Annotated in this window: 20 protein-coding genes; 9 read left to right on the top strand and 11 right to left on the bottom strand. The window is 74.1% G+C overall.

Annotated elements, in window-relative coordinates:
- Window positions 1-21 precede the first annotated feature (21 nt).
- The 3 genes from BCAV_RS15600 to BCAV_RS15590 are packed head-to-tail and all read left to right on the top strand — an operon-like array spanning window position 22 to window position 6068.
- The gene (locus BCAV_RS15600; protein ID WP_015883581.1) at window positions 22-2769 is read left to right on the top strand and encodes an AfsR/SARP family transcriptional regulator; all 2748 of its coding nucleotides are present in this window, start codon (window positions 22-24) and stop codon (window positions 2767-2769) included.
- A gap of 55 nt (window positions 2770-2824) precedes the next feature.
- Window positions 2825-4672: a glutamine--fructose-6-phosphate transaminase (isomerizing) gene (gene glmS, locus BCAV_RS15595; RefSeq protein ID WP_015883580.1), complete on the top strand. Its 1848-nt coding sequence runs from the start codon at window positions 2825-2827 to the stop codon at window positions 4670-4672.
- Window positions 4673-4721: 49 nt separating this feature from the next.
- The gene (locus tag BCAV_RS15590; protein WP_015883579.1) at window positions 4722-6068 is read left to right on the top strand and encodes a hypothetical protein; all 1347 of its coding nucleotides are present in this window, start codon (window positions 4722-4724) and stop codon (window positions 6066-6068) included.
- A gap of 7 nt (window positions 6069-6075) precedes the next feature.
- Here BCAV_RS15590 and BCAV_RS15585 read toward each other — a convergent pair whose 3' ends face one another.
- Window positions 6076-7011 (bottom strand): LLM class flavin-dependent oxidoreductase, encoded by a 936-nt coding sequence (locus BCAV_RS15585; RefSeq protein ID WP_015883578.1) that lies wholly within the window; start codon window positions 7009-7011, stop codon window positions 6076-6078.
- Window positions 7012-7121: 110 nt separating this feature from the next.
- On the opposite strand from BCAV_RS15585, the gene BCAV_RS15580 reads away from it, so the two are divergent.
- Entirely contained in the window at window positions 7122-8435 is a 1314-nt protein-coding gene (locus tag BCAV_RS15580) for a molybdopterin-dependent oxidoreductase (protein ID WP_083770060.1), read from the top strand.
- Entirely contained in the window at window positions 8432-8890 is a 459-nt protein-coding gene (locus tag BCAV_RS15575; protein ID WP_015883576.1) for a hypothetical protein, read from the top strand. The genes BCAV_RS15580 and BCAV_RS15575 overlap by 4 nt, the downstream gene beginning before the upstream one ends.
- Here the strand turns inward: BCAV_RS15575 and BCAV_RS15570 are convergent.
- The 3 genes from BCAV_RS15570 to BCAV_RS15560 form a co-directional block, all read right to left on the bottom strand.
- Window positions 8844-9527, bottom strand: a complete 684-nt coding sequence (locus tag BCAV_RS15570; RefSeq protein WP_015883575.1) for a methyltransferase domain-containing protein — start codon at window positions 9525-9527, stop codon at window positions 8844-8846. The genes BCAV_RS15575 and BCAV_RS15570 overlap by 47 nt on opposite strands.
- Window positions 9509-10888: a glycosyltransferase family 2 protein gene (locus BCAV_RS23590; RefSeq protein WP_015883574.1), complete on the bottom strand. Its 1380-nt coding sequence runs from the start codon at window positions 10886-10888 to the stop codon at window positions 9509-9511. The genes BCAV_RS15570 and BCAV_RS23590 overlap by 19 nt, the downstream gene beginning before the upstream one ends.
- A gap of 81 nt (window positions 10889-10969) precedes the next feature.
- The gene (locus BCAV_RS15560; protein ID WP_015883573.1) at window positions 10970-12028 is read right to left on the bottom strand and encodes an NAD-dependent epimerase/dehydratase family protein; all 1059 of its coding nucleotides are present in this window, start codon (window positions 12026-12028) and stop codon (window positions 10970-10972) included.
- Between the two features lie 162 nt (window positions 12029-12190).
- Between BCAV_RS15560 and BCAV_RS15555 the strand changes: the two genes are divergently transcribed.
- Window positions 12191-13096: an S-methyl-5'-thioadenosine phosphorylase gene (locus BCAV_RS15555; protein WP_015883572.1), complete on the top strand. Its 906-nt coding sequence runs from the start codon at window positions 12191-12193 to the stop codon at window positions 13094-13096.
- Window positions 13097-13100: 4 nt separating this feature from the next.
- On the opposite strand, the gene BCAV_RS15550 is transcribed toward BCAV_RS15555, so the two are convergent.
- From BCAV_RS15550 to BCAV_RS15540, 3 genes are all read right to left on the bottom strand, one after another.
- Window positions 13101-14279, bottom strand: a complete 1179-nt coding sequence (locus BCAV_RS15550; protein WP_015883571.1) for a sensor histidine kinase — start codon at window positions 14277-14279, stop codon at window positions 13101-13103.
- Entirely contained in the window at window positions 14276-14977 is a 702-nt protein-coding gene (locus BCAV_RS15545) for a response regulator transcription factor (RefSeq protein WP_015883570.1), read from the bottom strand. The genes BCAV_RS15550 and BCAV_RS15545 overlap by 4 nt, the downstream gene beginning before the upstream one ends.
- A 100-nt stretch (window positions 14978-15077) precedes the next feature.
- Window positions 15078-16007 (bottom strand): phosphotransferase family protein, encoded by a 930-nt coding sequence (locus BCAV_RS15540; protein WP_015883569.1) that lies wholly within the window; start codon window positions 16005-16007, stop codon window positions 15078-15080.
- Between the two features lie 68 nt (window positions 16008-16075).
- Here BCAV_RS15540 and BCAV_RS15535 point away from each other — a divergent pair, with 68 nt between their 5' ends.
- The 3 genes from BCAV_RS15535 to BCAV_RS15525 all read left to right on the top strand — a co-directional run bounded on the left by BCAV_RS15535 (window position 16076) and on the right by BCAV_RS15525 (window position 19223).
- Entirely contained in the window at window positions 16076-16426 is a 351-nt protein-coding gene (locus BCAV_RS15535; RefSeq protein ID WP_015883568.1) for a holo-ACP synthase, read from the top strand.
- 32 nt (window positions 16427-16458) lie between these two features.
- Window positions 16459-16812: an HIT domain-containing protein gene (locus BCAV_RS15530; protein ID WP_043350132.1), complete on the top strand. Its 354-nt coding sequence runs from the start codon at window positions 16459-16461 to the stop codon at window positions 16810-16812.
- Between the two features lie 236 nt (window positions 16813-17048).
- Window positions 17049-19223, top strand: a complete 2175-nt coding sequence (locus BCAV_RS15525; RefSeq protein WP_043347353.1) for an HNH endonuclease signature motif containing protein — start codon at window positions 17049-17051, stop codon at window positions 19221-19223.
- 176 nt (window positions 19224-19399) lie between these two features.
- Here BCAV_RS15525 and BCAV_RS15520 read toward each other — a convergent pair whose 3' ends face one another.
- From BCAV_RS15520 to BCAV_RS15505, 4 genes are all read right to left on the bottom strand, one after another.
- On the bottom strand, window positions 19400-19720 hold the full coding sequence (locus BCAV_RS15520) for an RNHCP domain-containing protein (protein WP_015883565.1): 321 nt from the start codon (window positions 19718-19720) through the stop codon (window positions 19400-19402).
- Between the two features lie 132 nt (window positions 19721-19852).
- On the bottom strand, window positions 19853-22231 hold the full coding sequence (locus BCAV_RS23535; RefSeq protein ID WP_280956269.1) for a glycosyl hydrolase 53 family protein: 2379 nt from the start codon (window positions 22229-22231) through the stop codon (window positions 19853-19855).
- A 34-nt stretch (window positions 22232-22265) separates the two neighbouring features.
- Entirely contained in the window at window positions 22266-23174 is a 909-nt protein-coding gene (locus BCAV_RS15510) for a sugar ABC transporter permease (protein WP_015883563.1), read from the bottom strand.
- A complete protein-coding gene (locus BCAV_RS15505) occupies window positions 23174-24814 on the bottom strand; it encodes an ABC transporter permease subunit (RefSeq protein ID WP_015883562.1) in 1641 nt (546 codons plus the stop codon). Before BCAV_RS15505 ends, BCAV_RS15510 begins: the two co-directional genes overlap by 1 nt.
- Between the last annotated feature and the right edge of the window lie 17 nt (window positions 24815-24831).

Raw genomic sequence — 24831 nt, 5'->3', positions numbered from 1 at the left:
CGGCAGGATCGGAGGCCTGAGGTGTGGTTCGGCGTCCTCGGTCCGGTCGAGGTGCGCGGCGACGACGGCGCCGCGGTGCGCCTGCCGCCCGGTCGTTCGCAGGTGCTGCTCGCGCTGCTGGTGGACGCGCGGCCGCATCCCGCCGGCTTCGAGCGGCTGCTCGGGGAGATCTGGCCGGACGGGACCGGCACGCGTGCTGCGCTCCAGGTCCTCGTGCACCGGCTGCGCCGGCGGCTCGGCCCCGACCGCGTGCTGCTGGAGCCGGGCGGGTACCGGCTCCGCGCCGAGACCGCCGAGGTCGACGCCGAGGCGTTCGAGGCGGTGCTGCGCGGCCGGGGGTCGGCGCAGGACGCCCGGGCACGCGAGGCGTCGCTCGGCGAGGCCCTGCGGCTGTGGCGCGGAGAGCCGTACACGCCGTGGGCGGCGGACTCGCCGACGCTCGCGCTCGGGGCCGCGCGTCTGCGGGAGACCTATCTCGACGGCGTCACGGCGCGATTCTCGGCGGCGCTCGACGCCGGCCGCTCCGGTGACCTGGTCGGTGACCTGGTCGCCGCCGTGGCGGAGCACCCGCTGCACGAGGGGCTCGCGGCGCAGCTCATGCTCGCGCTCTATCGCGCCGGCCGGACCGCCGACGCGCTCGAGACCTACCGGACCACGCGTGCCCTGCTCGTCGAGGAGCTGGGCGTCGAGCCGGGTGCGACGATTCGGGACCTGGAGCACGCGATCCTCACGGAGGACGCCGCGCTGTCGGCGCCCCCGGCCGCGGTGCGTCACCGCGACGTCGCCCGGCCGGCGGAGCTGCCGCCGCGCGACCCGGCGTTCGCGGGTCGCGACGGCGACGTCGCGGAGCTCGTGGCGTGCGTGCGTCGCGGCGGCGTCGTGACGGTCGACGGACCGGGCGGCGTCGGGAAGTCGGCGCTCGCGATCGAGGTGGCGCACGCCGTCGCCGAGGAGTTCGACGGAGGTGTCCTGTACGTCAACCTCCGCGGCGCGACGCCCGGCGTCGCTCCCCGCGACCCGGCGGTCGTGCTAGAGCGGTTCGTCGCGGCGCTCGGGGGCGCCACGTCGTCCGACCTGGACCGGACGGTCGCGGAGTACCGGACCCGGACGGCCGCCACCCGGGTGCTCGTGGTGCTCGACGACGCCGCCTCCGCCACCCAGGTCCGTCAGCTCGTCCCGGCGGGAGGTTCCGCCGTCGTCGTCACCTCGCGTCCGGTGCTCGGTGGGCTCGGCCGGTCCGATGCGCGTCGCCACCTCGACGTCCTCAGCCCTGCCGACGCCCTCGAGGTGCTCGCGGGGCTCGTCGGACCGGAGCGCGTCGGCGCGGAGCCCGAGGCCGCGGCGCGGATCGTCGCCGCGTGCGCCCACCTGCCGCTCGCGGTGCGGATCGCCGGCGCGCGCCTGGCCGCCACGCCGGCCCGCCGGCTCGGCGTGTTCGCGGACCGGCTCGACGACTCGCAGGCCCGGCTCGACGAGCTGGCCCTGGACGAGGTCGCCGTCCGGTCGAGCCTCGCCGTCGGGCTGGAGGCGCTGGACGACGACGGCCGCCGCCTCTTCGCGCTCCTCGGTCTCGTCGGTCTGACGTGGGTGACGCCGGCCGCGGCTGCGCGGCTCGCGGACCTCCCGCTCGGCGTCGCGCGACGCCGGCTCGACGACCTCGCGCTCGCGCGACTCCTCGACGTGGACGCCGAGGAGCGGTACCGCTGGCACGACCTGGTGCGCCTCGTGGGCCGCGAGCACGCGGACGCACGTCTGGCGCCTGAGGAACGGCGCCTCGCCGTCCGCCGTCTGTACGCCCACTACCTCGCATCGGCGCAGTCGGTCGCGCGAGCGACGAACCGCCGGACCTGGGCGGTCCGGTTCTCCCTCGTCCCGCCCGTGGACCCCGCGGGCGAGCTCGCCGTGGAGTTCGCCGACGGCGCGGCCGCGGCCGGGTGGGCGCGCTCGGAGATCGGGAACGTGGAGGCCGTGGCGGATGCGGCGCTCGCGCACGGTGGCGACCGGACCGACGTCGCGGCCCTGCTCACCCCGCTCACGGTCGTGCTGAAGGCGAAGATGATGTACGCCGTCGCCGATCGGTTGTTCCTGCCGTTCACGTCCGCGCGTCCGCCCCTGACCCGTGCGGACGTGCTCATGCTGTTCGACGCGGCCTCGGTCGGCACCGATCCGGAGGTCACTCTCGGCTACGGGGAGCGGGCGCTCGCCGGTGCTCGCACGCTCGGCGACGGCGAGCTCGCGGTCGCCGCCCTGGACCAGATCGGGTCCAGTCATCTCAAGGCCGGTCGGCTCGAGGCGGCGCTGTCGGCGCAGGAGGAAGGACTCTCGCTGGCGCTCGCCGGGCGCTTCGACCACACGGTCCCGGTGGTCCGGGCGAACATGGCGAAGACAGTGGCTGCGCTCGGGCGGTACGAGGACGCGATCGCGCTGTACGCCGCCGACCTCGACCGGGTCGGAGACCTCACCCGGGCGCAGCACCTCGTCGGGATCGCGGTCAACCACCGTCGCGCCGGCCGCTCGGAGCAGGCGCTGCCCCTGTACGAGGAGGGCGTCGCGGAGTTCCGGCGGCTCGGCATCTCCTCCTACGCGGCGCTGTACCTGTGGAACCACGCGAACGCGCTCGACGCCGTCGGCCGGTCGGCACACGCGCGAGAGAAGCGGTGGGACTCGCTCGAGCTGCTGATCGAGCTCGGCCGGATCACGCGGGAGGACGCCGACGAGGTCATGCGGGGCGAGCCGCCCGAGGACCTGCCCGCGTTCGACGGCATGTGACGCCGGCCACCGGCCTCGACCGGGGATCGCGGTCCGCGCGGTTACGCTGAGCGCCATGTGTGGAATCGTCGGGTACGTGGGCGCCGCGGCGCCGTCGCAGCGCCCTCTCGAGGTCGTGCTCGGTGGGCTCGGACGCCTGGAGTACCGCGGGTACGACTCGGCCGGCGTCGCCCTCGTGACGCCGCAGGGGATCGCGAGCGCGAAGCGGGCGGGCAAGCTGACCAACCTGCTCGACGACCTCACGGAGCACCCCCTGCCGCCGGCGACGGCCGCGATCGGGCACACCCGGTGGGCCACGCACGGCGCCCCGAACGACGTCAACGCGCACCCGCACCTCGCGGGGGACGTCGCCGTCATCCACAACGGCATCATCGAGAACTTCGCGGCGCTGCGCACCGAGCTCGAGGCCGACGGCGCCGCGTTCGCGTCCGAGACGGACACGGAGGTCGTCGCCCACCTGCTCGCCGCCGCCTACGACGGATCGCTGACCGAGGCGATGCGTGCCGTCGTCGGACGGCTGGAGGGAGCGTTCACCCTGCTGGCGGTGCACGCCTCCGAGCCCGGCACCGTGGTGGGCGCCCGGCGGAACTCGCCGCTCGTCGTCGGCCTGGGCGACGGCGAGAACTACCTCGGCAGCGACGTCGCCGCGTTCATCGCGCACACGTCGACGGCGCTCGAGCTCGGGCAGGACGAGATCGTCACGATCAGCGCCGAGAGCGTCACCGTGACGGACGCCGCGGGGGCGCCGGTGACGCCGCGCGAGTTCACCGTCGACTGGGACGCGAGCGCCGCCGTCAAGGGCGGGTACCCCAGCTTCATGGCGAAGGAGATCCACGAGCAGCCGCACGCCGTCGCCGACACGCTGCTGGGGCGGACCGATCCGTCCGGCGCCCTCGTGCTCGACGAGCTGCGCATCTCCGAGGCCGTGCTGCGCGCCGTCGACAAGATCGTCGTCGTCGCGTGCGGGACGGCAGCGTACGCCGGGCACGTCGCGAAGTACGCGATCGAGCACTGGTGCCGGATCCCGGTGGAGGTCGAGCTCGCGCACGAGTTCCGCTACCGCGACCCGATCGTGGACTCGCGGACGCTCGTCGTCGCGATCTCGCAGTCCGGCGAGACGATGGACACGATCATGGCCGTGCGGCACGCGCGGGAGCAGGGCGCGACGGTGCTCGCGATCGTGAACACGCACGGGTCGACGATCCCGCGCGAGTCCGACGCCGTCCTCTACACGCACGCCGGGCCCGAGGTAGCCGTGGCGTCCACGAAGGCGTTCATCGCGCAGATCACCGCGTGCTACGTGCTCGGCCTGTACCTGGCGCAGATCCGCGGGAACAAGTTCCCGGACGAGCTGAAGGAGATCCTCGCCCAGCTCCACGAGCTGCCCGACGGGATCCAGCGGGTGCTGGACGCGTGGGACGAGGTCCGCGACGTCGCCGTCGCGATGAAGGACGAGCCGACGGTGCTGTTCCTCGGCCGGCACGTCGGGTACCCGGTGGCGCTCGAGGGGGCGCTCAAGCTCAAGGAGCTCGCGTACATCCACGCGGAGGGGTTCGCGGCGGGCGAGCTCAAGCACGGGCCGATCGCGCTGGTCGAGGAGGGGCAGCCGGTGTTCGTCGTCGTCCCGTCGCCGCGCGGGCGGGACGTGCTGCACTCCAAGGTCGTGTCGAACATCCAGGAGGTGCGCGCGCGCGGGGCACGGACGCTCGTGATCGCGGAGGACGGCGACGAGGCGGTCGTGCCGTACGCCGACGTCGTGTTCCGGGTGCCGCAGGTGCCGACGCTCCTCGCGCCGCTCGTCACGGTCGTGCCGCTGCAGATCTTCGCGTGCGAACTGGCCGGGGCGAAGGGCCTCGACGTCGACCAGCCGCGCAACCTCGCGAAGTCCGTCACCGTCGAGTAGATGCCCGTTCCGGTAGCACTCCCGCCCGGGCCGGAGTAGGACGTCGCCGGTGCGCGCCCGTGTCGTGTGGCAGCCGCTCGCCGTCGTCGGCGGGCTGGCGCTCGCGGTCTGGCTGCTGTGGCTGTGGGGCCGGGAGCTCGACGGCGTTCCGGGCGTCTCGCTACTCACCGGCGCGGAGCCGTTCACCGGATGGTGGGCGGTGCGGTGGGGCTGGGCGACGGCGGTGGCCGTGGCGATCCTGGCGGCGGTGGTGGCGTTCGGTCCCCGGGTCTCGCTGACGCTGCGATGGCCGGCGCTCCTGCTCGCCGGCTGGGGCACGTCCCTGCTCTGGTGCGTCGTGCTCGCGTGGACGCAGCGCTTCACGACGCTCGTCGAGCCCCTGCGGAACGCGAACGACTACCTGGCGGCGGTGCCTCTCGCGCGCGAGGACCTGGGCGCGTTCGTGCGCACGTTCACCGACCGGATCGCGGAGTACCCGCTGCACGTGCGCGGCCACCCGCCCGGCCTCGTGGTGATCCTCGCGGCGATGGACCGGATCGGGCTGGGCGGCGAGTGGTGCGCCGCCGCCCTGATCGTGCTCGCGGGCAGCAGCTGTGTCGTCGCCGTCGCGGTGACGCTGCGCCGACTGGGCGGTCGCGACGGGGAGCTGGTCGCCCGGCGCGCCCTGCCGGCGGCGGTGCTCGCGCCTGCGGCCCTGTGGATCGCGACGTCGCCGGACGCCTTCTTCGCGGCCGTCCTCACCTGGGGGGTGGCGCTGCTGGCGATCGCGACGACGGCGGAGCCGCCGTGGGTGCGGAACGTCGCCACGGTGGGAGCGGGCATGCTGCTCGGGCTGTGCCCGTTCCTGTCCTACGGACTGCTCCCCATGGGGCTCCTGGCGCTCGTCCCCGCGTTCGTCACGCGGCGCTGGGGGCCGACGCTCGCGGCCGGCGCGCTGGTGCTCGTCGCCGTGCTGGCATGGGGTGCCGCAGGGTTCTGGATCTGGGACGGCGTCGCCGCGACCCACGCGGAGTGGAACGCCGGCACCGGTACGGGCCGCCCCTACTGGTACTTCCTCGTCGTCGATCTCGTGCTCCTCGCGGTGCTCGTGGGCCCGGCCGGGGTGGGCGGCCTCGCGCGGTGGCGGCGCCTGCCCAGAGCTGCGCGGGCGCTGGTGGCTGTGGCGGTCGTCGCCGCGCTGATCGGCGCGCTGGGGGGCTTCGAACGCGGCGAGGTGGAGCGCATCTGGTTGCCGCTGGCGTTCTGGGTCCTTCCGGCGGCGGCGACGCTCGGTGGCGACGGCGCCGGCGCCGGCGCGGTCGGCGGCGGGTCCGGTCGGGCGCGGATCCGCGGCTGGCTCGTCGCGCAGGGCGGAACCGCCCTCCTCCTGGAGACCGTGCTGCTGTCGCCGTGGTGAGGGGCGGTCACTCGTCCCCGGCCGGCCGCACGAGTGGCACGACCTCCCGCATGAGGAGCTCCAGCTGCCGCTCGTGGTCGGCGAGCGGCCACACCAGGAGCAGGTCGACGCCCGCATCGGCGTATGCCCTCGCCAGCTCGGCGCAGGTCTCGACCGATCCGACGAGGAGGCGAGGGCCCAGCTCCTCCTCGGGGCGGTTCAGCAGCCTCGACAGCCGCGCGAGCACCTCGGCCCGGTCACGCTCGTCCTCCGTCACCCACGTCCACATCGTCGCGACGGCGCACGTGAGCGTCCGGCCCGGCTGGGCGGCGAGTGCGTCGTACAGGGTGGTGCGGCCGGCGGCCACCTGCGGCGGTGTGGTGTTGTACGCGGACGCGAGCCAGCCGTCGCCCAGCCGGACCACGCGTCGCAAGCCGGCCGGGGAGCCCCAGCTGCCGATCCAGACCGGTGGGCCGCCGGGGCGCATCGGTCCGGGTGACAGGGCCTCCGCGCCGGGGTAGAACCGACCATCGGGCTCGGGCCATCCCTGGGCGCCGAGATGGACGCGCACCGCGCGGACCGCCTCCTCGAACCGCGGCCAGCGTTCCCCGATGTCCACCCCGGCGAGCGAGAGGTCCGCCACCGAGGATCCCGGTCCCATCCCGAGCACGAACCTGCCGCCGGACAGCACGTCGAGGGCCGCCGCGGCCTTCGACAGCGCGGCCGGCCCACGGACGACGGGGAGTGCGACGGTGGTGGCGAGCGTCAGGTCGCCGCTGGCCTCGACCACGCTCGCGAGCGCGACGAGGCCGTCGAGCCACGGGCGCTGGAAGGCCAGGTGGTCGTTGGCCACCAGGGCACGGAAGCCCAGCTGCTGTGCTGTTCGGGCGTACGACGTCAGGCCGCTCAGCGTCCAGCCCCGGTCGTCGAGATCGACCAGCGGCAGATGCGCGCCGTACTCCATCCGCTGACCGTAGTGCGACCGGCATGGCGCCGCTGGGCCGCGGTGAGGCGTCACCGGATCGTCACCGCCCGCGCTGGGTTCGCCGTCGTCCGCGGCTGACGATGGGGGACATGCCCAGGAGCACGTCCGACGGCGTCCACGGGAGCGAGCCCGGAGGTAGAGCCGCGTCCGTGCGGGACACCGCCCGGTCTCTGCGACCGGTGCCGGAGTCCTTCGCCTCGCCGATCCACGACCCGCGCGTCGTCGCGCGCGTGGGGGTGTGGCTCGGGATCGCCGTCCTCCTCGCCTTCCTCACGGGGGTCTTCTCGCACCTCGCCCAGGATCCGGTGCCGTGGCTCCCGCTCGGCGAAGGCCCGTTCTCCCCGCACCTCGCCTGGGTCTACCGCGTCACGCAAGGGGTGCACGTCGCCGCGGGGCTCGTGTGCCTCCCGCTCCTGCTGGGGAAGCTGTACGCCGCGTATCCCGCGCTGTTCGCCCGGCCGGCTGTGCGGGGACCCGCGCACGCGCTGGAGCGGGCGTCGGTGGCGCTGCTCGTCGCGTCGGCGTCCTTCCAGGTCGTCACGGGCGTGCTGAACACGTTCCAGGTCTACCCGTGGGAGTTCTCGTTCCGGCGGGTGCACTTCGCCGTGGCGTGGGTGCTCGTCGGCAGCATGCTCGTGCACGTCGCGGTGAAGCTGCCGACCATCCTTCGGGTGGTCCGCGCCGGGCTCGACGACGACGCGCCGCGCTCGGGAGACACGGCTGGGCCGCGTACGGCGAGCCCCGCCGTCGCCGAGCCGAGCGTGCCGGCCGACGGCGCCGCTGAACGCGCCGGAGCGGCACGCCGCGGTTTCCTGGCCGCCATCGGCGCCGGGGTGCTGGGACTGAGCGCACTGACGCTCGGACAGACGGTTCGGCCGCTCGCCCCGCTGGCAGTCCTCGCTCCCCGCGATCCCCGGATCGGCCCTCAGGGACTGCCGGTGAACAAGACGGCGCGCGGGGCGGGCATCGGCCCGGAGGCCGTAGGGCCGGGCTGGCGGCTCGAGCTGGTCGGGCCCGACCGGGTCCTCCGCCTGGACCGCGACGCGCTGCTGGCCATGCCGCGGCACGAAGCGGTGCTGCCGATCGCGTGCGTCGAGGGCTGGAGCGCGACGGCCGCCTGGAGCGGCGTCCGCCTGCGGGACCTCGTCGCCCTCGTCGGCGCCCCTGAGGATGCCGCCGTGCTCGTCGAGAGCCTGCAGGAGAGCGGGCTGTACCGCGCGTCGGAGCTCGCACCGGAGTACGTCTGGCATCCCGACACCCTGCTGGCGCTGCGCATCGACGGCGAGGACCTCCACCTCGACCACGGGTTTCCGGCCCGCCTCATCGCGCCGAACCGGCCCGGCGTCCGCCAGACCAAGTGGGTGGCGCGGATCGAGGTCCTCGGCTCCGGCGGCGACGCGTGAGCGAGTCGTCGGCCGCCGTGAGCGCCTGGCGCTACACCCTGGGCGTCCTCGGCGTCGGCCTGATGGGCATGGGTGCGTACCTCGTCGTCGCGACGGTCCCGACACGGCAGTGGCCCTCGGCGCTGCTGTGGTTCGCGGGCGGCGTCGCCGTCCACGACGTCCTCCTCGCGCCGCTCGCGATCGTCCTCGGTCTCGCGCTCCTGCCCCGCGTGCCGGTGGCATGGCGCTCCCCGCTGCGTGGCGCACTGCTCGGGTGGGGGATCGTGGCCCTGGTCGGCCTGGCCGTGCTCGCCGGGGCGGCCGGCCGCCGCGACCCGAGCGTCGTCCCGCGCGATCCCTGGGCAGCGATCGCGGCCGCCTGCGCCGTCGTGGCCGTGACGACGGCGGCCGGCTGGCTGGTCGGCCGGCTCACCGACCGGCGTCGTCGGCGCGCTGCCGATCGCGGCCGAGACTGAGGAAGGTCCGCGCGTCGTGGGTCCACACCTCCACGACGCGCAGGCCAGCGGCGCCGGCCCTGGACCCGATCCCTGTGGCGCCGAGGCGCGCCCACGGGACCGGGTGGCTGCGGCGCCCGTCCGCGGCCTCGAGCACCAGTGGCCCGCGCACGTCGAGCGTCGGATCGGGGTCAGCCTCGACCAGCACGAGGCCGGCCGGGCGCACGAGGTCGGCGCACCGGCGCAGCAGCGCCTCCGGGTCTCCGCCGATCCCGATGTTGCCGTCGGCGAGCAGCGCCGTCCCCCACCGGCCCTCGCCGGGGAGACGCCGCTCGACCGCCCGGAGCAGGGCCGAGGCGCCGCGCGCGCGGGCCCGGGCGACCGCGCGGCGCGAGATGTCGATCCCGAGGCACGGGACGCCGCGACCGGTGAGAGCGGCGGCGAGCCGCCCGGGTCCGCACCCGATGTCGATGACCGGCCCCTCGCACCGCTCGAGCAGGCTCTCGTCCGCACCGGTCAGGGCGCCGGTCCAGGCGGGCACGTCCAGCAGCCGCGGTCCGGGGTCGCGCACCGCGTGAACGGCGTGGACCGCGTGCACCGTGGCGCCGTGCAGGGCCTCCTCGTACAGGGCGAGGGCACTCACCGGTGCGATGTCCACGGCCCTGCCTCGACCTCGTCGTCCGAGTGCCCCACCCGGTGATCCGCCGTGCCCGTCAGCGCCCGCCACGTCCGGGCGAAACGGGTGCCCGGAGCGGCCCGCGCGACGTCGGTCGCGTCGTCGGGGACGTCGACGTCGCGCAGCGGGGGCAGCAGGGCGACCCGCAACCCCGCCGCGCGCAGCCGGTCCAGCTGCTCGGCACCCGTGCGCTCCGTCGACATCTCGACCCCGAGGAACAGGTCCGGGTCGGCCTCGCGCAGGCCGACGGCCCAGAAGCCGCCGTCGGCCGCCAGGCCGAGCACGGCGTCGTGACCGGCGAAGTCGACGTCGCGCAGGACGGTGCCGAGCTGAGGGGTGTCCATGCCGACGAGGAGGGCGGGCGATGCGCAGGTGCGCAGGACGTCGTCGAACGCGTGGGCGATCCTGCGGTCGAGGCCGCCGGGCCGTTGCGGGAGCACGCGTACGCCGGCCGGGACCCACGGACCTGGCTCGCCGTCGAGCACGAGGACGCAGTGCTCGACGCCGGAGGCCAGGACGGCGTCGAGCGTGTCGGCGAGGGCGGCGGCGGCGAGCTGAGCGGCGTCGTCGGGCGAGAACGCGCCGATGAGGCGGGTCTTCGCGCGGCCGGGGACCGGTGCCTTGGCGAGGACGATCGTCGTGCGCGGGGGCTCGACGGCGCCGCCTGCGCTGGCGCGCGCCGGCGGCGTCCGCAGGATCCGGGTCATGTCCCGGACGGCGCGCCATGCCCCGAGCGGTGTTCCGGTCACCTTCGACCGGCCGGACCGCGGGCGGTACCGCACCGGCACCTCGCGGACCCGCCACCCGGCTGCCGCGGCGGCCACGACCGTCTCGACGGGGTAGCCGGAGCGCCGGTCCTGCAGGCCCAGGTCGAGGAACGGCACGCGGCGAGCGGCGCGCAGGGGCCCGACGTCGAGCAGCCGCACGCCGGTGCGACGGCGGACGCGCCGCGCGAGCTCGCGGTTCGCGAGCCGCAGGTGCCACGGCCACGCGCCTCGCGCGGGGATGCGCCGTCCGACGACCAGGTCCGCCTCGCCGTCGAGCACCGGCCGGGTGACGCGGGCGAGGTCGGCCGGGTCGAGGGAGCCGTCGGCGTCGCAGAACGCCACGACGTCGGCTGACGCCGCGAGCAGCCCGGCGTGGCGCGCGGCACCGTACCCCCGGCGGAGTTCGTGCACGACGAGCGCTCCGTGCGCTCGGGCGACGACGCACGAGGCGTCGGTGGAGCCGTTGTCCACGACGATCGCGCGGGCGTCGGCGGGGAGCCGCGGCAGGAGCCACGCGAGCCCGGCCGCCTCGTCCAGGCACGGCAGGATCACGTCGACGCGGGGCGCGGCTGGCACGTTCCTGACGCTAGGGTCCTCGCCGGTGCGCCGCGCGCGCCAATCGTGACGAAACGATGACGGCGCTCCCCGCGCCTCGGCTCAGAGGTCGGCCACGCCGTCGGCCAGGGCGATCCGCGCACGCCAGCCGAGCTCCCGCGCCGCGCGCTCGCTGGACGCGGCGACGTGCCGCACGTCGCCGAGCCGGTAGGAGCCCGTGACGACGGGGCGAGGACCGCCGCGCGCGTCCGCGAGCGCTGCGGCGAGCTCGCCGACGGTCGTGACCCGGCCGGAGCCGACGTTGAGGGCCCGGAGCGTCCCGGGCGTGCCGGGGCGAGAGAGCGTGGCCACGACCGCGTCCGCGACGTCGTCCACGTGGACGAAGTCGCGCCGCTGGGCACCGTCCTCCGTCACCCGCGGCGGGCGCCCGGCGGCCAGCTCGGACGCGAAGATCGACGCGACGCCGGCGTACGGGGTGTCGGCCGGCATGCCGGGTCCGTACACGTTGTGGAAGCGCAGCGCCGTGGCCCGCGCACCCGTCTCGCGCGCCCAGACGGCGAGGAGGTGCTCGTCGTGCACCTTGGTCGCGGCGTACACGTTGCGGGGGTCGAGCGCGGCGTCCTCGGTGACGAGACCCGGCTCGAGCGTTCCGCCGCAGTGCGGGCACCGGGGCTCGAACTCGCCCGCCTCCAGGTCGGCGGCGCGGCGGGGAAGCGGCGCGACGACGCCGTCGCTCGTGCACGTGTACCGACCCTCCCCGTAGACGACCATCGAGCTGGCGAGCACGACGTCGCCCACACCGGCCTCCGCGGCCGCCCGCAGCACGACGGCGGTCCCGAGGTCGTTCACGGAGACGTAGTCGTCGAGGTCGGCGAGGCTCACGCCGAGCCCGACCTTGGCGGCGAGGTGGACGACGGCGTCGGCGTGCGTCGTCGCGGCGCGGACGGCGGGGAGGTCGCGCACGTCCGCTCGGATCACCTCGACCCCGTCCGGGACCGGTGGCGGGGCAGGCTCCGTCCGGCCCGTCCGGCCCTTCCGATCCGCCGTGTCGGCCCGATCGAGGACGACGATGTCGTGCCCCGCGGCGACGAGGGCTCGCCGGGTGGGCGAGCCGATGAAGCCGAGGCCGCCGGTGAGGAGGATGCGCACGTCTCCCAGCATCGCTGCTCCTGGCGGCGGGGGCCGCCCGGTGGGCGCGCGGAGACATGACGAGTCGGTGACGGATGTCGGGATGGCGGGGGGTCCGGCGCGCCGGAGGCCGGCGCCCTCGCTTACCGTGGGCGGCGCGAGCGGCAGGATCGGCGACGAGCGAGGGAGGCGGACGTGGACGGAGGCGTCGGTACGGGCACGCCGGGCACGACAGAAGATCGGCGGCCGATCGGCGTCATCGGAGGCTCCGGTCTGTACGAGCTGCTCGCCTCCCCGGCTCCTGTCGACGTCACGACGCCGTTCGGGACGCCGTCGGAGGCGCCGGTGCTCGGCGAGCTCGGCGGCCGGCAGGTGGCGTTCCTGCCGCGCCACGGCGCCGACCACCGCTTCCCACCGCACCGCGTGCCGTACCGCGCGAACCTGTGGGCGCTGCGGGCGCTGGGCGTGCGTCAGGTCGTCACGGTCGGCGCCGTCGGTGCGCTCGTGCCGGACCTGGCTCGCGGGGCGGTCGTCGTCCCGGACCAAATCATCGACCTGACGAGCGGCCGGGAGCACACCGTGTTCGACGGCGTCGGGACCGTCGTCCACGTGCCGTTCGCCGACCCGTACTGTCCGCGGGGGCGCGCGGCCGCGCTCTCGGCGCTGGGCGGGCGCGCGCTGGACGTGCGGGACGGCGGAACGCTCGTCGTCATCAACGGCCCGCGGTTCTCGACGCGGGCGGAGTCCCGACGCAACGTGGCGGCCGGAGGCACGGTCGTGGGCATGACGGGCATGCCGGAGGCAGCCCTCGCTCGCGAGCTGGCGATGTGCTGCACCAACCTCGCTCTCGTGACGGACGCGGACGCCGGGGTCGACGGCGGCGAGTCGGTGACGCACGCGGCGGTGCTCGAGGAGTTCGCCCGGCACCTGGCGGTGCTGCGCGCGTCGCTCACGGACGTGGTGACCGCGCTGCCGCACGACGGCGGGTGCGGGTGCCGTCACGCCCTCGACGGCTTCGAGCTGCCGTTCGCCCTTCCGGGCGAGGGCACGCCCGACGTCGCGGCCCGCGTCGACGGCGGAGCTCCCCGGGCAGGGCGCTGAGACCTCAGGTCGCGGGCGCGCGTCGACGTCCGGACGTCCCGGCCTCGGCCACCGGCAGCCGGACCTCGAAGCAGCAGCCCCCGTCCACGTTGCGCGCCACGACCGTCCCGCTGTGGGACTCGACGATGCCCTGCACGATGCTCAGGCCCAGGCCGGCGCCCCCGCGCACGGCCGTCGACGGGGTGCGGGCGGCATCGCCCCGCCAGCCGGGTTCGAACAGTCGCGGGACGTCGTCGTCGGCGATGCCGCCGCAGGCGTCCGTCACCCGGACCACGGCGTGGGAGCCGGCGACGAATGCGGAGATCTCGACCGTCCCGTCCGGCGGGGTGAAGCGGATCGCGTTCGTCACGAGGTTGCGCAGGACACGCGAGAGCTCGCGTGCGTCGCCGAGGACGGTGACGGCGTCGGCCGAGCTGCCGTCGACACGGACGCCGCCGGCCGCCGCGAGCGGGGAGACCTCGGCCAGGGTGTCGCTGATGAGGTCGCCGAGGGCGACGTCCTCGAGCGCGAGTCGCAGCGTGCCGGCTTGGATCGTGGAGAACGCGAGCAGGTCGTCGACCAGCGCCGACATGGCCGCCACCTGCTGCTGGATGCGGGCGTAGTACGGGCGGGGGTCGTCGACGATCCCGTCCTCCAGGGCCTCCGCCATGGCGCGCAGGCCGGCGAGCGGGGTGCGCAGGTCGTGCGAGACCCAGGACACGACCTGGCGACGGGCGGACTCGAGCCGCTCGCCCGCGCGTCGCGCCTCCTCGAGCCGCTCGCTCGCCGCGATCAGTTCGGCGGCGACCACGCGCAGCTCCGCGCTCGTGGCGACGTCGGCGCTCTCGTTCGTGGCGCCGTCGAGCACCTCGCCCTCGCCGAGCCGGTGCGCCAGCCGGGCGACGTCGCGCGCTTCCCGTGCCACGCGGCTGCCGAGGACCCAGGCGACGACGGCGCCGCCGAGCGCGCCGAGGCCGACGGTGGCGAGCACGACGGCCAGGTCGTGCGGCGAGATGAACATCGCCTGCGCGATGGCGACGACGCCGATGGCCGTCGAGACGACGGCGGCGACGGCGGCGAGCGTGATCCGCCAGGCGAGCGGCGCTCGGCGCGTCGGGCGGAGGGCGAGCAGGGCGAGGAGGGCGGTGGCGACGGCGCTCCCGGCGACGGCGGCGGCGACGATGAGGACGTCGGCGGGCCTCACGGCTCGCTCCGCAGGAGGTAGCCGACGCCCCAGACCGTCTGCACGATCCGCGGCCGGGTGGGGTCGTCCTCGATCTTGGCGCGGAGGCGGCGCACGTGGACGGTGACCGTCGACAGGTCGCCGAACGTCCAGCCCCAGACGTGCTCGAGCAGCTCCTCGCGGCTGAAGGCGCGATCGGGATGGCGCATGAGGAACGCGAGGAGGTCGAACTCGCGGGTCGTGAGCGGGACGACGTCGCCGTCGCGCGTCACGCGGCGGCGGGCGCCGTCGAGGTCGAGCGGCCCCGCGGTCGCGTCGCTCGGCGCGCTCAGCGGGCCGAGCGCCCGCCGGAGCACGGACTGGATGCGCAGCACGAGCTCCCGCGGCGAGAAGGGCTTGGTGACGTAGTCGTCGGCGCCGACCTCCAGGCCGGCGATGCGGTCGTCGCCGGTGCCGAGCGCGGTGAGCATGATGATCGGGGCGTCGCAGATGGCCCGGACGCGGCGGGTCACCTCGAGGCCGTCGATGCCGGGAAGCATGCGGTCGAGCACGATCAGGTCCGGCTCCCAGCTGCGGGTCCGCTCGACGGCGCCCAGGCCGTCCCCGGCGACCGACGTCACGAATCCCGCCGCACGGAGGTACTCGGCGAGCACGCCGACGAGGGCATCGTCGTCGTCGACGATGAGCACCCTCCGGCCGGCGAGCTCGTCCGGGAGCATGGTGGCCACGGTTCGACGGTACTTCGCCGGTGGCGGCGTCTCACAGGGGAGCGTGCGGGTCGTCACCCGCACGTAAGGGTCGCGCCGACGCAGGGCGCGCTCAGGGCTCCAGGGCGTCGCGGACGTCGTCGCGAGCGAGCATGCGGAGGCACCAGGCGAAGTGACCGTCCGAGCCCGAGGAGCTGAAGCACGTCGCCGTGGCCAGGGCGTACGCGGCCCGGTAGAGGCCACGTGCCTGGGCTTCCACGCCGAACCGCTCCTGGATCGCGTCGTCCAGCAGGGACTCGCTGAGCCGAGCGTGCGGGCCGTACATGTCGAAGACGCTGGCCGTGACGGCTGCGTCGAACGCGGGGTCGCCGAGCGTGGTGAGGAAGCCGAAGTCGAGCACGGCGCTCGCGCGCGCGCCGGTCACGAGCACGTTGGCGGGGATGAGGTCGCCGTGGACCAGGGCCACGCGACGCTGTCCGAGCGAGCCCAGGCCCGCGACCGTCCGTGCCGTCAGCTCGTCGATGTCCGGTACGTGCCGTCGGAGGAGGTCGCGGGAGCGCTCGACGCGGTGTGCGACGAGGTCGGCGAGGTTGGCGGGAAACGTGCGACCGAGGCCGAACGGTCGCTCGCCGGGGAGCACCGGCAACGCCGACAGTCCCGGGAGCACCGCCGCTCCTGCGAGTGCCTCGAGCACGTCGAGGAGGACGGCCGTCTCGTCGTCGCGGACCGGGGTCGGGTCCGCACCCTCGACCCTGAGGGGGCGGCCCTGCAACCGCCTCTCGATCGTGAGCAGGAGGCCGTCGTCGTCGATGACCGCGAGGATCCGGGGCGTGGCGAGTCGCACGCTCGCTGCGTCCAGGCTCGCTGTGAACTCCTGGAGTCGTTCGACCTCGTCGGCCGAGCGGCCGGTCCAGATCTTCGCCACCCGATCCGGGCCGAGTGCCAGCACCGCGCCCTCGACCCCGGCACCGAGCACTTCTCCCGGGTCCTCTCCGAGCCGGCGGAGCGCGTCGACGGCGCGCTGCAGCACCCGGGAGTCCATGCGCGGAGCGTACGGGTCGGGGTGGCGCCCGCCGTAGGTGACTCTCGCCGTGGCCGTAGTCTGGCCCGATGATCGTCGGGGTCGGGATCGACGTCGTGGACGTCGCGCGCTTCCTCGCGGCTCTCGACCGCTCCCCGCGGCTGCGGGACCGGCTGTTCACGCCCGAGGAACGCGACCTCGTGGGAGGGTCGCTCGCCGCGCGGTTCGCCGCGAAGGAGGCGATCGCGAAGGCGCTCGGGGCGCCGGGCGGGATGCGCTGGCACGACGCGACCGTCGCTCGGGTGCCCGGTGGAGCGCCGGCGGTGTCGCTGCGCGGCACGGTGCTCGCCGTCGCGGACGGGTTGGGGATCACCTCGTGGCACCTGTCGCTGTCGCACGACGCCGGGATCGCGTCGGCGATCGCCGTCGCCGAGCGGTAGCGCCCGTGGGCCCGGACGGCGCGGGTGAGCCGGTGACAGGCGTCGCCGCGTGCGTGCTGTGCCGGATCGTCGCCGGGACCGAGCCGGCGACCGTACGGCACGCGACGGACGCCGTCGTCGTCATCGAACCGCTCGTCGCGCACGCGCGCGTGCATCTGCTGGTGGTGCCGCGGGAGCACTTCGACTCGGTGGCCGCGATGGCGCGGTCGGCGCCGGAGCTCGCCGGGGAGATGATCGTCGCTGCGGACGACGCGGCGCGCGCGGTGGGGATGGCACATGACGGATACCGGCTGACGTACAACTGGGGGCCGGCGACGCGGCAGCGGATCGTTCATCCGCACCTGCATGTGCTGGGCGGGCAGGTGCTGGGGGAGAGGCTCGGCTGAGACTCACGTATGGCTGAGATCCTCCGTGGGCGCCGGTGCGGGTGAGGCTGAGCGGCTGAGCGCACGGCGACGTCAGCGCGCGATCGTGGGCAGGGGTGGGGCTTGAGGAGTCGCGCCCGGCCTGCCGGCACCACGTTCCCGGCGCGCGCGGCCCTGACCGATCACGAGTGCGAGCGTGCCGTCGAGGTAGGCCCCGCGGACTCGTGACCCGTCGCCCTGTGGATGACGTCCATCGAGTGTCGGACGGCGGTGGCATCATCGTTCATATGTTCGAGGACGGGGTGGTCGCGTTGCCGAAGGGCGAGGTGTCGGCGATCTCTGGACGGCGCGTGGACGCCGCCGCGCCGGCGTCGCCCGGCGTGCCCGCAGCGGGGTCCGGGAATCGGTTGGAGGCGCCCGATGGCGCCGCTGACCCTGGGTTGGGCGACGACCGCGATGACCAGGTTGCTGCGACCGCGCGGAGGATGGTCGCGGAGTTCGAGGCGCTCGCGTCGTTGTCGGCGCTGGCAGTTGGCGACGGCCGGCCCTTGTCGGACGCGCAGGCTCTCGACGTGATCGCCGGCTGGGCGGCGATCCAGGCGCACGCAGCGGCGGAGCTGCGCCGGTGGTCGGCCGCGCTCGCGCACCGCACGTCGATGAGCCCGGACTGGCTGCTGAGGGGCGGGCGCGTCGGGATGCCGAGCGTCGCCGGCGACGAGATCGGCATGCGCCTCGGCGTCTCGCGGTGGGAGGGGGCACGTCTGATCGCCGAGGGGGAGGCGTTCCGGGGCGTGCTCGGCGAGGTTGGCGAGGCCCTGAGCAGCGGCGTGATCGATGCCGGGAAGGCTCGGGTGTTCGTGGACGCTCTCGCTGAGCAGGAACCGGCGACGGCACTCGCGGTCTCCGAGGAGGTGCTCCCGCAGGCGTCCGCGATGACGCGACAGCAAGTCGCGGCGGCGATCCAACGGGCGATCATCCAGGTGGATCCGGACGGGGCAGCCGAGCGCCATGCTCGAGCGGCGAGTCGCCGGCGTCTGGAGCGTCCGCGGGCGATGGCAGACGGGATGGCCCGGCTCACGGCCGTGTTGACGGCCGCACAGGCGGCCGGGGTCTGGGCCGCGTGTGAGTCGGCAGCACGCGCGGCCCGGGCGGGTGGCGATGGGCGGACGCTCGAGCAGCTGCGCGCGGACGCGATCTCCGCCATGGGCGCGCAGGCGCTCGTCGAGGGGCGGATCGGCCCCGCCACGTCCGTGGTTCGCGGGGCGGGCCAGGGCGCGGGAGCTGGCACAGAGGATCAGCGGGTCGCCCCGCCGGACGACGGCGCGGGAGCTGGCACAGAGGATCAGCGGGTCGCCCCGCCGGACGACGGCGGGGCAGTGATGGGCGCGGATCAGGCGACGTCGTCCGCTGCCGGGCGCGGTGATGAGAACCCCGTTCTCGAGGAGCCCCCGGCCGCAGCCGGTGAGCCGGGCGGGACCACGCTCGGGCAGGCTGGCGGTATTGCGCCCGATGACCCCGCTGCCGCGTCCGACGACGCGGTCGGTGCTGCGTTGGAGGAGCCCGCTTCTGAGCCGGATGAGCCCGCTTCTGAGCCGGATGAGCCCGTCGGCGGCTTCGCGTTCCGCCCACCTGGGCCGGCGCGGCTGGCCCGTCTCGAGTCGGAGCGGTTCCGGTTCTCCGGACCTGCGTCGCGGCTGTACCTGCAGATCCCACTCGCAGTGCTGCAGGGCGAGGCCCAACGGGGACCCGCCGCCGACATCGCAGAAGAGATCGATGACCTCCTCGCGGACATGCACGGGGCACCACCGCCAGACAGGATGGCGAGCGAGGGGCCGGGGAGCGATGACCTACCGGGGACGGCTGCGTCGCCGGGGATGGCGGCGCTCCCGGAAGTGGCAGAACTGGTGGGGTACGGGGCCCTCGACCCGGCGACGGCGCGGATGCTCGCCGCCGAGGGTGGGATGCGGGTCGTGGTCTGGGACCCCGTCGAGGAGGCGCGTCGGCGTGCGAGCGCGGTGCCGAGGTCACGAACTCCTTGGGACGTCGGTCGCGAGTGCCACGATCCGCCCGCGGCGCTGACGCGGTTCGTGCGTTTGCGGGATCCGACGTGCGTGGGCACTGGATGCACCGTGCCGTCGTCCTCGTGCGACATCGACCATGTGATCGAGTTCCCGCTCGGGCCCACGGATGCATGGAACCTTCGCCCGCTGTGCCGACGCCACCACCTGTTGAAGACCCACGCAGGGCACCGGCTCACGATCGAGCCCGACGGTTCCCTCACGTGGAGCTCCCCGCTCGGGCAGGAGCTCCACCGCAGCACCGAAGGGCGATGGTCGCGGCAGTCTGGACTGAGGGCATACGCCGGGACGACGCGCCAGGCCGCGTCCGCGCGGGCCGGCGGAGCGGCGGTTGGCCTTGGCGAGGCGGCCTGAGGCGCTGGCGTTGGCGCTCGCTTCGGCGGGGGTTGGAGGAGCGGTGGTCGGGCTTGGGGAGGCGGCCGGCGCTGGCGTCGGCGTCGCGGGGGTTGGCGGAGCGGTGGTCGGGCTTGGGGAGGCGGCCTGAGGCGCTGGCGTCGGCGTCGCGGGGGTCGGGGCGAGTCCCCTCGGCCTCACATCCGCAGCAGCTCGATGATGCGGCGCATGGAGTCCGGCTGCGGCCCGTCGAGCTCCGCCTGCTGGTGCACCACTGCGCCGCATCCCGAGCAGCGCAGCTCGATGACCCAGGTGTGCAGGCGGCGCGTCCAGGTTGCGAACATCGGCGCGCCGCACCCGCCCGCGGGATCGGCCTCGCCGGTGTGGATCGCGGCCAGGCATGTGGGGCAGTGGCGTCGCGGTGCCCCGCCGGCCGGACCCATCTGCGTCCCGCACATCGGGCACGTGGCAGCAGTCCGGGCGCGGTCGGTGAACTCGGCAGACATCACAGTGGGCATGGCATTCCTCCTCGGCACATGCCCAGCCTGACGGGTCGGGCTTACACGCTCCTTACGCTCGAGGGGACGGCGCCGCTGGCAGCCCGCCGTGACTGGCCGGCCTCGGTCCGAAGCTCCGTGGTTCGGCGTTCGCTACCGGCAGGGGCGGCCAGGGCCGCCGGGGCCTCCGGGGCCTCCGGGATGGCCGGGGCCGCCTCGGTGCTCGACGTCACTTCCGCCCGGATGACCAGCGTGTCCGGGTCCGCCGGGGTGTCCGGGGTGTCCGGGGTGTCCGGGGTGTCCGGGGTGCCCGGGGTGCCCGGGGTGCCCGGGTCCGCCGGGATGCCCGGGGTGCCCCGGCCCACCGCCACCCGGGCGGCACGGCCGGCCGGGCCCGTCGTCGGCGGGCTCGAGGCCGGCCAACGCCTCGACGAGGAGCGACGTCGCCGCATCGGCGTCCGCCTGCTCGGCCCGGCTCCCGGCGAGGACGACCTCCGCCTTCTCGACGGCGTCGTCGAGGACCCGGAGCGACTCCGCGGTGTACAGGCTGCGGTCGACGGCCCATGCCTCGGCGAGCGCGGCCTCGAGCGCCGTGGTGTCGATCTCGGTCCGGTCGACCTGCGACAGCGTGACGGCGTCGACGTTGCCCCACGCACCACCCTGCACCGTGAAGGCCGCGCTCACCGTCACCACGCCGTCGTCGCCGACGACGACCTCATCGATCGTCGCGGTGCTCCAGTTCCGCCAGCCGGCGAGCTCGAGCGGCGCGCTGACCTCCCCCGCGGCCGTGCTCGCGCTCAGGAGCATGGAGTCGGTCTCCCCGGCGTCGTCGCCCTGCGTCGTGGCCGAGAGCGCGTAGGTGCCGGCCGGAACTCCCTCGAGACGTTGGCTGATCGCGAACGAGTAGTCGGTGGCGGCCCAGAACTTGAGCGCCCGCGACCCCTCGAACGCATCGGGATCGTCGGCCACCTCGGCGCCCTCGCCGGTGATCACCCACATGCTGAGGTCAGGATCCTCGAAGCCGGGGTTGCGCACGTGGTTCACCGCCTGGACGGTCACGCTCGCCTCGGCGAGCACCCCGGCACCGGTGAGCCCGGTGATGCGGTATTCACCCGGCCCGCGGATCCAGTCCACCGCGTCGCTCCATGTGACGGCCTGGGTCTCGACGGACCGGTCGTTGTAGGTGACCTCCACGGCGTCAGGCAGCACGATCGGCTCACGTTCGGTGACCACCACCTCCACCTGCTCGACGGCGATCACCGCCCGCGGCGCCGTCGCCCCGGTGCGGGCGTAAGCGAAGACCATGAGCGACTCCAGCGGCCGACCCGAGAAGTCGAACAGCGCCTGGTTGTCCCAGGACGAGCCACCGAACCAGACGCCGGCGTCCTCCGGGTCATACTCACCGGCGTAGCTCGTCGCCCAGCCGGAGCCGTCCCGCTCCCACAGCAGGCGGTTCTGCTCGACCTCCTCGGGCGGGCCGACCGGCAGCCACGCCGGTTCCCAGTAGAAGACACCGATCCCGGCGTCGCCGACGTTCACGACCGCCTCGATCACGTCCCGCACCGCCATGGCCTGGCCCTGCACGCTCGCCGGGTACTGCGTGAAGCCCGACGACGACGTGATCGTGTTCGGGTGACCGTCGCCGTCGTCGAACGTCGAGTTCCAGGACGTCTCGGCCACCATGACCTTCTTGTCGTAGGTGGTCGCGACCTGCGACAGCACCGACGTGAGGTTCTCGAGCGTCCCGTGCCAGAACGGGTAGTACGAGCTCGCGAACACGTCGTAGTCCACGCCGTACCGCTCGAGCTCGGCGGCGTAGCCGGCGTAGCGACCCGCGGTCTCGGGGTTCGTGAAGTGCACGGCCACGAGCGCGTCCGGAAACACCGTCCGGACCGCCGCGCTGCCCGCGCTGAAGATCTGCGCCATGTCCGCGAAGGCGGTCACGCCGGCGACGCCGTTGTTCGTCTCGTTGCCGACCTGGACCATCCCGACGTCGACGCCGCCGTCGCGGAAGGCTGTCAGGGCGCTCGTGGTGAACTCGCCGGCGGCCGCAGCCCGGGCCTCGATGGCCAGCCCTTCCCAGGCCTTGGGCGACTGCTGCTTCCCGGGATCGGCCCAGAAGTCGGAGTAGTGGAAGTCGACGAGCACGCTCAGGCCCTCCGCCGTCGCCCGCCGGCCGATCTCCACGGCCCGGGCGACGTCGACGTTCCCGCCGCCGTACCCGTGCCCCTCCGCGTCGAACGGGTCGTTCCAGACCCGGATCCGCACGTGCGTGACGTCGGCGTCCGCCAGCACCTCGAAGAGGTCGGCGGGTCGGCCGCGGCGGTCGCGGAAGGTGACACCGCTCTCCTCGAGCGACAGGACGGAGGAGACGTCGACGCCGTTGACGAAGTCCTCCGGCATGCCCTCGACCCGCTCGACGACGATCCCCGCCTCGACGGGCCGCGGGTCGCGGTGCGCCGACGCCGCCTGGGCCGGGAGGATCATCGCGCTCGCCGCCACGGCCGCAGCGGCAGCCCGTGTGACCTGCACTCCTTGGTGCACTGTCCCATTCCCTTCGTCTCGATCAGCCCTTCACGGAGCCCGCGGTCAGGCCGCCCACGATGTACTTCTGCAGGCCCAGGAACAGCAGCAGCACCGGGATGCTCGCGATCACGGACCCGGCCGCGAACAGGCCCCAGTTCGCGTTGAGCTGCGAGGACACCCACGTGTACATCCCGACGGCGAGCGTCCAGTTGGACTGCGACGTGAGGATGATGCGGGCCAGGATGAAGTCGCCGAACGTCCCGATGAAGCTCAGGAGCCCGACGACAGCGAGGATCGGCGTGACGAGGCGGAGGATGATCGTCCAGTAGATCTGCGCGTGGGTGGCGCCGTCGATCTTCGCTGCCTCGTCCAGCTCCTTCGGCACCGTGTTGAAGAAGCCGTACATGAGGAACGTGTTCGTGCCGAGCGCGCCGCCGAGGTAGACGCAGATCAGCGCGATCTTGCTGTCGAGACCGAGGACGGGCGCCACGTTCCCGAGCGCGATGAGCAGCAGGAAGATCGCCACGAACGCCAGCATCTGCGGGAACATCTGCGCGATCAGGAGCGCGGTCAGTCCGCCTCGTCGGCCGCGGAAGCTGAATCGCGAGAAGGCGTACGCCGCCGTCGCCCCCATGAGCACCGAGCCGATCGCCGTCGCCAGGCCGATCACGACGGAGTTCACGGCCCAGACCCAGAACAGCGTGCCGCCCAGCGCCTCGAAGTTGGCGGTGGAGATCGACGTGAACAGCGACGTCGAGCCGGTGAGCGTCCCTGTCGTGGCCAGTGCCGCCGAGAGCACGTACACCAGCGGGAAGGCCGCGTAGAAGACCACGACGGCGGCGAACGGGTACTTCCACCCGACCTCCCGGAGCCATCGGGACCGGCGCTCGCGGGTGCGCCGGCGCCGGGGCGCCGCCGTCTGCGCGGGAACTGTGACCGGGCCGGCCATCAGAGCACCTCCTCGAGCCTGCGGGTGCGCCGGAAGGCCAACCCGGAGATCGTGCCGATGATGACGAAGACGATGATCGACAGGGCGCTCGCGAGCCCGTAGTCAGCTCGCCCGCCGGCGACGCCGGAGATCTGGTAGATCATCGAGATGAGGATGTCGGTGTGCCCGAGAGGCGCTGACGTGTCGGGGAACCGCGGCCCGCCCCCGGTCAGCAGGTAGATGATCGCGAAGTTGTTGAAGTTGAAGGCGAACGACGCGATCAGCAGCGGGGTCGTCGAGATGAGCAGCAACGGCATGATGATGGTCCGCCACGTCCGCCACGTCCCGGCCCCGTCGATCTTTGCCGCCTCGAGCACGTCGTCGGGGAGCGACTGCAGCGCCCCGGTACAGATCAGGAACCAGTACGGAAAGCTCAGCCACAGGTTTACGAGGATGATGGAGAGCTTCGCGAGCCAGGGGTCGGTCAACCAGGGGATGTAGGCGCCGAAGAAGAACCAGTCGTTGATGAGCCCGTAGTCCGCGTTCGGGTTGAGCATGCCTTGCCACAGGAGCGCCGAGAGGAACGCCGGGAACGCGTACGGCAGGATGAACAGCGTCCTCAGCACGTTCCGCCCTCGCACGCGCGCGTCGTTGAACACGAGGGCGAGCACGAGCCCGACGAGGAAGCTCGTCGCCACGGTGAGGATCGCGAACGAGAACGTCCATGCCGTGATCCGCAGCAGCGGACCCGAGTAGTCGGTGTCGGTGATGGCTCGCGTGAAGTTCTCGAACCCGACCCCGACGCGCCACCCGACGGGGAGCGTCTCGCCGTCGTCCGAGGAGAACTGACCGTCGTCGTTCGCCCGGTACACGACGCCCGTCGCCGTGTCCGTCATCGTCTGGGCGTCGGGGTCCCACTCGAGCGTGGAGAGGTAGATCGCCCCCGTCGTCCCCTCGCGGGTCCGGATCGACCCGTCCTCCGCGTCGTCCGAGACCGGCACCCGGAGCTCGAGCACCTCCTCCTGGAGCGCCTGGTCCTCGAGGAGCCGCTGGTAGGCGACCACGTCCCAGCCCGGCACGTCGGAGGCCCGGCCTGCGTCGTCGACGCTCGCGTCCGGTGCTGCCGCCAACGGGCTCTCCGCCGTCCCGACCCGGACCTCGTCTCCGTCGACGATCGCGAAGCCCACGGTGCCGAGCCGTTCGACGACCGTGAGGGGGTAGGTCTCGGACCCCTCGACCCGCCGCTCGCTCTGGATCAGCGCGGCGTCGACGGCCTGCTCCTGAGTGCTGTTGTGCCCCGTGCCGTAGTTGGTGAACGCGACGACGCCCGTGTACACGATCGTGAAGAGCTGGAAGACGAGCAGGAACAGCAGGCCCGGGAGGAGGTACTTCAGCGGCAGCGCGCGCCGGCTGAAGTACACCCAGTTCGTGACGACGAGGATCGCGACGGCGCCGAGCAGGATGCCCCACGACCCCTCGACGTACGCCGACCAGCCGAGCGCGACCCCCGCCGCGTTGACCAGGGCCATGAGGGTGAGCTTCGCGACGAACCCCCACCCCCCGGTCCAACGCCGCGCGTGCGACTCCCCGGTGCCTCGTTCGCCGAGCGGGGGCTCGACGTCGATGGGTCCGGTGAGGTCGATCGTGTCCTGCCGGGACATCTCATCCCTCCGGTTCG

The organism is Beutenbergia cavernae DSM 12333, assembly GCF_000023105.1.
In the GTDB taxonomy this organism is placed as follows: domain Bacteria; phylum Actinomycetota; class Actinomycetes; order Actinomycetales; family Beutenbergiaceae; genus Beutenbergia; species Beutenbergia cavernae.
Note: the sequence above shows the minus strand (reverse complement) of the source record. Positions and strands in the feature narration are given on the sequence as shown.

Excerpts from the sequence above, each read along its gene's own strand:
- BCAV_RS15580 (WP_083770060.1), top strand. The coding sequence starts at position 7,122 with ATGCCCAGGAGCACGTCCGACGGCGTCCACGGGAGCGAGCCCGGAGGT.
- BCAV_RS15520 (WP_015883565.1), bottom strand. The coding sequence starts at position 19,720 with ATGCCCACTGTGATGTCTGCCGAGTTCACCGACCGCGCCCGGACTGCT.
- BCAV_RS15535 (WP_015883568.1), top strand. The coding sequence starts at position 16,076 with ATGATCGTCGGGGTCGGGATCGACGTCGTGGACGTCGCGCGCTTCCTC.
- BCAV_RS15505 (WP_015883562.1), bottom strand. The coding sequence starts at position 24,814 with ATGTCCCGGCAGGACACGATCGACCTCACCGGACCCATCGACGTCGAG.
- BCAV_RS15540 (WP_015883569.1), bottom strand. The coding sequence starts at position 16,007 with ATGGACTCCCGGGTGCTGCAGCGCGCCGTCGACGCGCTCCGCCGGCTC.
- BCAV_RS15545 (WP_015883570.1), bottom strand. The coding sequence starts at position 14,977 with ATGCTCCCGGACGAGCTCGCCGGCCGGAGGGTGCTCATCGTCGACGAC.
- BCAV_RS15510 (WP_015883563.1), bottom strand. The coding sequence starts at position 23,174 with ATGGCCGGCCCGGTCACAGTTCCCGCGCAGACGGCGGCGCCCCGGCGC.
- BCAV_RS15560 (WP_015883573.1), bottom strand. The coding sequence starts at position 12,028 with ATGCTGGGAGACGTGCGCATCCTCCTCACCGGCGGCCTCGGCTTCATC.
- glmS (WP_015883580.1), top strand. The coding sequence starts at position 2,825 with ATGTGTGGAATCGTCGGGTACGTGGGCGCCGCGGCGCCGTCGCAGCGC.
- BCAV_RS15585 (WP_015883578.1), bottom strand. The coding sequence starts at position 7,011 with ATGGAGTACGGCGCGCATCTGCCGCTGGTCGATCTCGACGACCGGGGC.